The organism is Micromonospora sp. M51, from assembly GCF_018070305.1.
Classification (GTDB): domain Bacteria; phylum Actinomycetota; class Actinomycetes; order Mycobacteriales; family Micromonosporaceae; genus Micromonospora; species Micromonospora parva.
In genome coordinates this window covers 1-381 of record NZ_JAGPXZ010001570.1, presented here as the reverse complement: position 1 = coordinate 381, position 381 = coordinate 1, and the positions used below count along the sequence as shown (strand labels likewise).

The window sequence follows — 381 nt, the reverse complement described above, 5'->3', positions numbered from 1 at the left end:
CGAGTTGGTAGCGGCTCTGGTGGGCCTGCACGGTGCCGGAGTCCGGCAGCTCCGGCAGCGGCCCGTCCAGCGGCAGGCCGGTCAGGTCGATGCCGAGCATCCCGGAGAGCTGCGCGAGGGCGTACTCGGGGACGATCAGCTCCTCCAGCTCGGCGGCGAGCGCCCGCGCCTCGGCCTCGGTGCCGCCGATCACCGGCGCGATGCCGGGCAGGATCTTCACCAGGTCCGGGTCCCGGCCGGCGGCGGTGACCTGCCGGCGCAGCTCGGCGTAGACGCGCTGCCCGTCGGCGAGGTTCAGCTGGGCGGTGAAGACCGCCTCGGCGTAGCGGGCGGCGAAGGCGATGCAGCCCGGCGACGACCCGGCCTGCACCAGCAGCGGCC

At 75.6% G+C, this 381-nt stretch carries 1 protein-coding gene; it reads right to left on the bottom strand.

What is annotated here, in order from left to right; genetic code table 11:
- Positions 1–381, bottom strand: a 381-nt coding sequence (locus KBX53_RS35995; RefSeq protein WP_210864142.1) for an LLM class flavin-dependent oxidoreductase, incomplete at both ends; no start/stop codon positions are given.